This window comes from Asanoa sp. NPDC050611, from assembly GCF_040654855.1.
Classification (GTDB): domain Bacteria; phylum Actinomycetota; class Actinomycetes; order Mycobacteriales; family Micromonosporaceae; genus Asanoa.
This window is the reverse complement of record NZ_JBFAIU010000336.1, coordinates 1-8,149: the sequence shown is the minus strand read 5'-3', so window position 1 is coordinate 8,149 and position 8,149 is coordinate 1. Positions and strand designations below refer to the sequence as shown.

The following is an 8,149-nucleotide window of genomic DNA, read 5'->3' as shown; positions in this document are numbered from 1 at the left end:
GAGCCCGTACGCCCGAGCCTGCTGGTCCTCGATCTCGACCGCTTCAAGCAGGTCAACGACGCCCTCGGCCACGACATCGGCGACCAGCTCCTGGTCGCGGTCGCCGGGCGGCTGCCCCGGGTGGACCCGAAGACGGGCGTGGCGGCGCGGCTCGGTGGTGACGAGTTCGCGATCCTGGCCCGCACCGACGACCCGCGGGGCCTCGCCGAGGCGGTGGTCCGCAACCTCAACCAGCCCGTCTACCTCGAGGGCCTGCGGGTCGACGTCACCGCGTCGGTGGGCGTCGCGACCGACGACGGCGAGGGTTTCAACACGCTGCTGCGGCACGCGGACGTCGCGATGTACGAGGCGAAACAGCACGGCGACACCATCGCCACGTACGACGTGCGGGCCGACCGGGCCAGCCCGGCGCAGCTGCGCCTGCTGGCCGACCTCCGGCGCGCGCTCGAGGTCGACGACGTGGCCCGGCTGCGGGCGCACTACCAGCCCCAGGTGTCATTGAGCACCGGCGAGGTCGAGGGCGTCGAGGCGCTGCTGCGCTGGAACCACCCGCAGGTGGGGCCCGTCAGCCCCGAGGACATCGTCGGCCTGGCGGAGCACACCCCGGTCATGGTGATGCTGACCCGGCGCATGATCGACCGGGTCACCGCGCAGGTCGCGGCGTGGAACGAGGCCGGCGTCCCGCTGCGCGCGTCCCTCAACGTCAGCACCCGTGACCTCTACAGCGAGGAGCTGATCGACCACCTCGCCGAGCGGATCGCGTACCACCGGATCCCGCCGGGCCAGATCCAGATCGAGCTGACCGAGAGCGCGATCCTCGCGGACGTCCGCCGGGCCCAGGCGCCGCTGCGCCGGATCGCGGACCTCGGCGTCACGATCTGCCTGGACGACTTCGGCACGGGCTACTCGTCCCTGCAACACCTGCGCCGCCTGCCGATCAGCGAGATCAAGATCGACCGGTCGTTCATCGCGGGCATGGCGCACAACCGCGACGACGCCGCGATCGTCCGGTCCACGATCGAGCTCGCGCGGTCGCTGCACATCCGCACGGTCGCCGAGGGCGTCGAGGACGACATCACCCACAAGCTGCTCGCCAACGCGCGCTGCGACCTGGCCCAGGGCTTCCACACGGCCCGCCCGATGCCGGGCGACGAACTGCCGGCGTGGCTGTCGGCCCGCGCCGCGCGCGACCGCGCGGCCTAGAACCGCGCGAAGTAGTCGCGGAGGTGGTGGATCAGCCCGTCCCGGACGCGGAAGATCTGCACGAGCGACATCCGCGCGCCGGACCGCAGCGCGGTGTCGATCTCGGCGACGAACACGTCGGGATCGCCGGTGGTGTGCAGCGTGAACGACGTGCCGGCGGGGTCGACGGGATCGTCGCCGGCGGACGGCATCCGCGCGTACGCGGCGGCCATGCCGGCCCGGATCGCGTCCCGCCCGGCCAGCCGCCGCGCGAACACGTCACCGTCGCCGGCGAGCGGCGCCTCGTAGACACCGTCCGGCGTGAACAGCGCGGCCAGCGCGTCAGGATCCCGCGACATCGCTCCGGCATGGACGTACCGCTGGAAGATCTCCTGTGGATTCGTCACAGCGGACGATGGTCCCAGCACGGAGACCCGGCGCCAAGGCCCGGCCCCGATGTCTCGTCACATGCGCAGGTGGTCCCAGTCCAGGATGCCGGCGCCCAGGTCGCGGACCGTGGCCAGCAGGCCGAGGCGGGCGCGGCGCAGGTCCGGGTCCTCGGCCATCACGTACACCTCGTCGAAGAAGGTGTTGACCGGCTCCGTGATCTTGCCCGCGGCGGACAGGAACGCGACCAGGTCGGGGCCCGGGACCTCGACCGTGCGGACCACCTCGTCGAGGCGGCGCTCCGCGGGCTCGACCAGCGCGGCCGCGTCGTAGTCCGCCGGCGTGCCCGCCGGGACGATCCGGCGTGCCCGCTGGATCGCCTCCACCAGCGCCCGGAAGCGCTCGTCCTTGACCAGCTCGTCGAGCTGGTGCAGCAGCTGGTCCACCAGCGCCGGGCGGTCCGCGTGCGGCAGCACCGCGCGGACCCGGTCGATCGGCTGGCCCTCCTCGACCAGCACCTGCTCCAGCCGGCGGGTGAGGAACTCGCCCGTGTCGGCAAGCACCTGCGCGGGCACCTCGACCGGCTGCAGCGCCGCCGCGGCGGACAGGGCCTCGGTCAGGCTCACGGGCACGAGGCCGCCGCGGTGCACCGCGAGCAGACCCAGCACCGCCCGGCGCACGGCGAACGGGTCGCTGCTGCCCGTCGGCAGGCCGACCGTCGCGGCCATGCCGGCGACCAGGTCGAGCCGGTCCGCCAGCGACAGCACCGCGCCCGGCACGTGCGACGGCACCGCGTCGCCGGTGTTGCGGGGCAGCTCGCTCTCGAAGACCGCCTCGGCGACCGCGGCCGGCTCGCCGGCGTGCGCGGCGTAGTCCCGGGCCATCACACCCGCCAGGCTGGTCATCTCGGTGACGAGCTGGGCGGCCAGGTCGAACTTGACCAGCTCGGCCGCCCGGCCCAGGGTGTCGCGGTCGTGGCCGCCCAGCGCGAAGGAGGTCGCCAGCGTACGGGCCAGCGTGCTGATCCGGGCCGCCCGGTCCGCCATCGACCCGAGCTTGTCGGTGAACGTCAGCCGCTCCAGGCGCTCCCGCATCGCTTCGAGCGGCGTGTCCCGGTCGGCGCGGTAGAAGAAGGCCGCGTCCTCGTACCGGGCCCGCAGCACCGCCTCGTTGCCGGTGCGCACCAGGTCCTCGTCGATGTCGCCGTTGGCCACCGTGACGAAGTAAGGGAGCAGACCGCCGTCGGCGCCGCGCACCGGCAGGTAGCGCTGGTGCTTGCGCATCACCGTGGCGAGCACCGCCTCGGGCAGGCGCAGGTAGCTTTCGTCGAACCGGCCGAGCAGCGGGGTCGGCTGCTCGATCAGGTAGGTGACCTGGTCGATCAGCGCGCGCTCGCCCTCGACGTCGATCTCACCGCCGACCGTGGCGGCCAACCGCTGCGCCGCGGCCACGATCTCGGTGCGGCGCTCGTCGGGGTCGGCGACGATGCCGTGCGCCCGCAGGGTGTCGAGATGCATCTCGGCGCTGTTGACGGTGACGACCGGCGTCTCGGCCGTGCGGTGCACCCGGGTGTCCCGGCCGGAGGCCAGCGTGGAGACGGCGAACGGCACGACCTCGTCGCCGCGCAGGGCCAGCAGCCAGCGGATCGGGCGGGTGAACGACAGGGCGGGGTCGTTCCAGCGCATGTTCTTCGCGGAGCGCAGCGTGGTGACCACCTTGGCCAGCACGTCGGCCAGCACCTCGGCGGCGGGCCGGCCCGCCTCGTGCTTCACGACCGTCACGTGTGCCACGCCGTTGACGTCCTGCTGCGCCAGGTCGCCCAGCTCGACGCCCTGCGACCGGGCGAAGCCCCGCACGGCCGGGGTCGGCTCGCCCGCGGCGTCGTACGCGGCGGAGACCTTCGGCCCGCGAACCGTGCGGACGTGGTCCTGCTCCCGGTCGGCGACCGCGTCGACCACGGCGACGATGCGGCGCGGGGTGGCCAGCACCGTGATCTCGCCGTGTGCCAGCCGGGTGCCGGCCAGGCGCTCGGTCAGCTCGCGGCGGACCTGCTCCCGGGCGGCGCGGGCCTCGGCGGGCGGCATCTCCTCGGTGCCGACCTCGAAGACGAGCTGCCGCAGGCCGGGCGAGCCCTCGACGGCCGCGGGCACGTCGGCGGCCGGGGTGGGCGGGGTGACGCCCAGCGGGTGGCCGAGCTCCTCCCGGCGGGCGATCCAGAGCTTGGCGACCTCGCCGGCCAGCCGGCGCATCCGGCCGAACTCGGCGGCCCGGTCGGAGGTCGACACGGCGCCGCGGGAGTCGAGCACGTTGAACGCGTGCGAGCTCTTCAGTACATAGGTGTGCGCGGGCACCGGCAGGCCGGCGTCGACCATCCGCTGCGCCTCGGCGGCGTACTGGTCGAGCAGCAGGCGGTTGGTCGCCACGTCGGCGTCGTTGAGGTAGTAACGGGACATCTCGTACTCGGCCTGCCCGAAGATCTCGCCGTAGCTGACCCCGGGTGCGTACTCGATGTCCTTGAAGTGCCGCACACCCTGGAGCGCCATGATGATGCGCTCCATGCCGTAGGTGATCTCCACCGACGGCGGGTCAAGGTTGACCCCACCGGCCTGCTGGAAATAGGTGAACTGGGTGATCTCCAGGCCGTCGAGCCAGACCTCCCAGCCCAGGCCCCAGGCGCCGAGCGCCGGCGAGGCCCAGTTGTCCTCGACGAACCGCACGTCGTGCGCGGCGACGTCGATGCCCAGCGCGGCCAGGCTGCCCAGGTAGAGCTCCTGCGAGTTGCAGGGGTCCGGCTTGAGGATCACCTGCATCTGGGTGTGCGTCTGGATCCGGTTGGGGTTCTCGCCGTAGCGCGAGTCGTCGGGCCGCACCGAGGGCTCGACGTAGACCACCCGCCACGGCTCGGGGCCGAGCACCCGCAGGAACGTCGCGGGGTTGAGCGTGCCGGCACCGACCTCGGTGTTCGTCGGCTGGACCGTGAGGCAACCCTGGTCGACCCAGTAGGCGGAAAGCCGGGACAGGGCGTCCTGCATGGTCAGCATCGATGACTCCTTGATGGGGATTTGTCCCCAACGAGTCTACTGATCGGCACCGCTGGGGCCGGTGGGGCCGGTGGTGCCCCCGGTCGGATTCGAACCGACACTGTCGGAGGTTTGAGCTCCGTGCCTCTGCCATTGGGCTACGGGGACCGCGGATGTTGACCACCGCGAGGATGAAGCGCACTCAGCCTACCTACTACGCTAAGGAGCGCGACACCGGACAGGCCGGTCGCGGTTGCAACCTGGGGAGAGGCTTCGTGGGCGAGTCGCAGACTGCCGAACGTCGGCGCGTGCTGGTCGCCGAGGACGAGGCGCTGATCCGGCTCGACCTCTCGGAGATGCTCATCGAAGAGGGTTACGACGTGGTCGGCGAGGCCGCCGACGGCGAGACCGCCGTGCGGCTGGCCGAGGAGCTCAAGCCCGACCTCGTCATCCTCGACATCAAGATGCCGATCATGGATGGCCTCGCCGCCGCCGAGCGGATCGCCGGCGGGCGGATCGCCCCGGTCGTCATCCTGACCGCGTTCAGCCAGCGCGACCTGGTCGAGCGGGCCCGCGCCGCGGGCGCGATGGCCTACCTGGTGAAGCCGTTCCAGAAGAGCGACCTGGTGCCCGCGATCGAGATCGCCCTCTCGCGGTACGCCGAGATCAGCTCCCTCGAGTCGGAGGTGGCCGGGCTGGCCGACCGGCTCGAGACCCGCAAGAGCGTCGAGCGCGCCAAGGGCGCGCTGATGACCACCTACGGGATGACCGAGCCGCAGGCCTTCAAGTGGATCCAGCGCACCGCGATGGACCACCGGATGACGATGCGCGAGGTCGCCGACCGGATCGTGGCCGAGGGCGCCGGCGGCTCCGCGGCCGCCGAGACCCCCACCGACGCGAGCTAGGCCGCCGGATGCGCGCGACGGCCCGGCTCGTGCTCGTTGCGCTGCTCCTCGCACTGGCCGGCTGCGACGCGGCGGAGCCGCCGCCACCACCGGCGCCACTTTCTCCACAGTGGAAGCAGCTGACCCTGCCCGTGCCGCCGGGCCCACCCGGCCGGGTCCTCGTCCGGGACGCGATCCGGTGCGGGCAGGCGTGGTACGTGGCCGGCGGCGTGCGCACACCGGCGGGGGACACCCGGCCGGCGCTCTGGCGCACCACGGACCCCGCGGCCGCGACCGGCTGGACGGCGGCGCCGGTCGACACGGTCAACGACTACTACGCCATCCGTAGCGTGATCTACGCGCTCGGCTGCCGCGCCGGCCTGGTCGCCGCGATCGGCGCGAAGAGCGGGGGAGCGCACGGCAACCCGCGGGTGCGCACCTTCTACGCCCGCACCGACGGCACGCTCGTGGCGGTGCCGTCCACGGACTTCGAGTTGTACGGCGGCGGCCGCCAGGTCAGCGTCAACCGGATCGCCGGCGGCGGCCCGGGCGGCTGGCTGATCGCGGGCAACCGGGCGGGCGGCGCGACCGTGTGGACGTCGCCGGACGCCACCGAGTTCACCATCCACGAGGACCTGGCGCCACTGGCCAACTCGCCCGACCTGATCACCACCTCGGGCGACACGGTCGCGGTGCCCACCGGCTGGGTGGTCACGGGTGGCGGGCGTGCGCGCGACCGGATCGACCGGGATCCTTACGTATGGACCTCTGCCGATGCGGCCGCGTGGACCCGCGTCCCACTCCCTGGAACGCCCGAGGACGAACAGACACAGCGCATCGCCCGTACCCCCGACGGCCTGGTCGCCCTCGGCACCGCCGGCACGGCGTTCGCGGCCTGGCGCGGCGACCTGACCGGCGCCGCCGGTTGGTCCGGCGCGACGAAGTTCGGCGACACGGGCACGGGGGCGGTCGCCGGGGTCGACGGCTTCGCGATGCTCGAGGCGGCCGGGCGGCTGGTCGTCGCGACCGTCGGCGCCGAGGGTCATCGGTTGTGGACGGGCGACCTGCGTGGTAACGACTGGCACAGCGTGGCCACCCCTGTCCAGGTCGGACCCGGCGGTGACACCGCCGTTTCCGTGGGCGGAGCCGGAGACATCCTCCTCTTGCTGACCGACGACGGCAGCGACAGCGGCATTTGGGTCAGCCAATTCCCAACGGCGTGACCTCGGCGTACGACCGTCGACTGTGACACCAGGCGAGCCAATTCCGACACCCTAAGTAACGGTTGCGTCAACGCGCCTAGTGAGGCCTTACGTTGGTCGCTGTAGTGGGATAACGTCCCGGCCCAGACCGGGTGAACGGTCCGGTTCGTCGTTGCAACCTCCCGGCCCGCGACGGCGGGCTGATGGATGGAGAAGGGGCTTCAGCCTTGAGGCAGATTTTCGTACGCGCTATCGGCGGTGTCGCTCTCGCGGCACTCGTCATGGGCGGCGCGGCTGCATGTAAGCAGGACGAGGGCGGTTCCGGCAGTTCCGACGCGAGCAAGGTGTGCGACCTCAAGATCGGCTTCTTCGGCGCGCTCTCGGGCGCTGACGCTGGTCTCGTGACACCCGGCAAGCAGGCCGCCGACATGGCCGTCAAGCAGTACAACGCCGAGCACGCCGACTGCAAGGTCTCGATCCAGGCCTACGACTCGCAGGGCAAGCCGGAGCTCGCCGGCGGTCTGGCCACCAGCGCCGTCAACGACGCCAAGGTCGTCGGCATCGTCGGCCCCGCGTTCTCCGGTGAGTCGGAGACCGCGAACCCGACCTTCCAGCAGGCCGGCCTCCCGGTCATCACCCAGTCGGCCACCCGGCCGAGCCTGTCCGAGCAGAGCTGGAAGATCTTCCACCGCGGCGTCGGCAACGACTTCTCGCAGGGCCCGGCGGCCGCGTCCTACATCAAGGGCCTCAACCCGACCAAGGTCTTCGTCGTCGACGACCAGTCGGCCTACGGCGCGGGTCTCGCGGACGAGGTCAAGAAGGCGCTCGGCCCGCTGGTCACCGCGACCGACAAGGCGACCGACAACCAGCAGGACTTCAGCGCCATCGTCACCAAGGTGACCGCCTCCGGCGCGACCGCCCTCTTCTACGGCGGTTACACCGAGGAGGCCAGCCCGTTCCTCAAGCAGCTGCGGGCCGGCGGCTACAAGGGCACCTTCGTCGGCGGTGACGGCATCTACGACGCCAACATGCTGTCGGTGACCGGTAAGGCCGACGTCGAGGGTGCGGTCGCGACCTGCCCGTGCGCCCCGGCGACCGCCGCCAAGGGCACCTTCGTCCAGGACTTCCAGAAGGAGTACAACGCCGCTCCGGGCGTGTACGCCGACGTCGCCTACGACCTCACCAAGATCTTCCTCGAGGCCATCGGCGAGGGTAAGTCCACCCGTGCCGACATCCAGGCGTTCCTGACCAGCTACAACAAGGCCGGCGCCGCCACCGGTGTCACCTACAAGTGGACCGACAAGGGCGAGCTCGACCCGACCCAGGTCCGCGTCTGGGCCTACGTCGCCAAGGACGGCGCCTGGGCGCCCGACAAGGAGATCCCGAAGGCCTGATCCATGGCTGAGCGAACGAACCAGATCAGTCCTGGTCGGGGTGCGCGTAGTTGAGGTCGCGCGCGCGCATCGGGAACTCC

6 protein-coding genes and 1 tRNA gene are annotated in these 8,149 nt (G+C 71.9%); 4 read left to right on the top strand and 3 right to left on the bottom strand.

Annotation, left to right across the window (positions count from 1 at the left end):
- On the top strand, positions 1-1,203 hold a 1,203-nt coding region (locus AB0H87_RS33960), incomplete at its 5' end, for a bifunctional diguanylate cyclase/phosphodiesterase (RefSeq protein WP_360155176.1).
- Here AB0H87_RS33960 and AB0H87_RS33955 read toward each other — a convergent pair.
- The 3 genes from AB0H87_RS33955 to AB0H87_RS33945 form a co-directional block, all read right to left on the bottom strand.
- Positions 1,200-1,589, bottom strand: coding sequence for a nuclear transport factor 2 family protein (locus AB0H87_RS33955; protein ID WP_360155174.1), 390 nt, complete (start codon positions 1,587-1,589; stop codon positions 1,200-1,202). The two genes, AB0H87_RS33960 and AB0H87_RS33955, sit on opposite strands and share 4 nt — an antisense overlap.
- Positions 1,590-1,646: 57 nt before the next feature.
- On the bottom strand, positions 1,647-4,610 hold the full coding sequence (locus tag AB0H87_RS33950; RefSeq protein WP_360155171.1) for a glycine--tRNA ligase: 2,964 nt from the start codon (positions 4,608-4,610) through the stop codon (positions 1,647-1,649).
- A gap of 71 nt (positions 4,611-4,681) precedes the next feature.
- Positions 4,682-4,757: transfer RNA gene (locus AB0H87_RS33945), tRNA-Leu, on the bottom strand.
- Positions 4,758-4,864: 107 nt separating this feature from the next.
- Here AB0H87_RS33945 and AB0H87_RS33940 point away from each other — a divergent pair.
- From AB0H87_RS33940 to AB0H87_RS33930, 3 genes are all read left to right on the top strand, one after another.
- Positions 4,865-5,494: a response regulator gene (locus AB0H87_RS33940; protein ID WP_360155169.1), complete on the top strand. Its 630-nt coding sequence runs from the start codon at positions 4,865-4,867 to the stop codon at positions 5,492-5,494.
- Positions 5,495-5,502: 8 nt separating this feature from the next.
- Entirely contained in the window at positions 5,503-6,696 is a 1,194-nt protein-coding gene (locus AB0H87_RS33935; protein WP_360155166.1) for a hypothetical protein, read from the top strand.
- A gap of 206 nt (positions 6,697-6,902) precedes the next feature.
- Entirely contained in the window at positions 6,903-8,069 is a 1,167-nt protein-coding gene (locus AB0H87_RS33930) for a branched-chain amino acid ABC transporter substrate-binding protein (protein WP_360155164.1), read from the top strand.
- Positions 8,070-8,149 lie beyond the last annotated feature (80 nt).

Coding starts and splice junctions, on each gene's coding strand:
- AB0H87_RS33950 (WP_360155171.1), bottom strand. CDS start 4,610: ATGCTGACCATGCAGGACGCCCTGTCCCGGCTTTCCGCCTACTGGGTC.
- AB0H87_RS33935 (WP_360155166.1), top strand. CDS start 5,503: ATGCGCGCGACGGCCCGGCTCGTGCTCGTTGCGCTGCTCCTCGCACTG.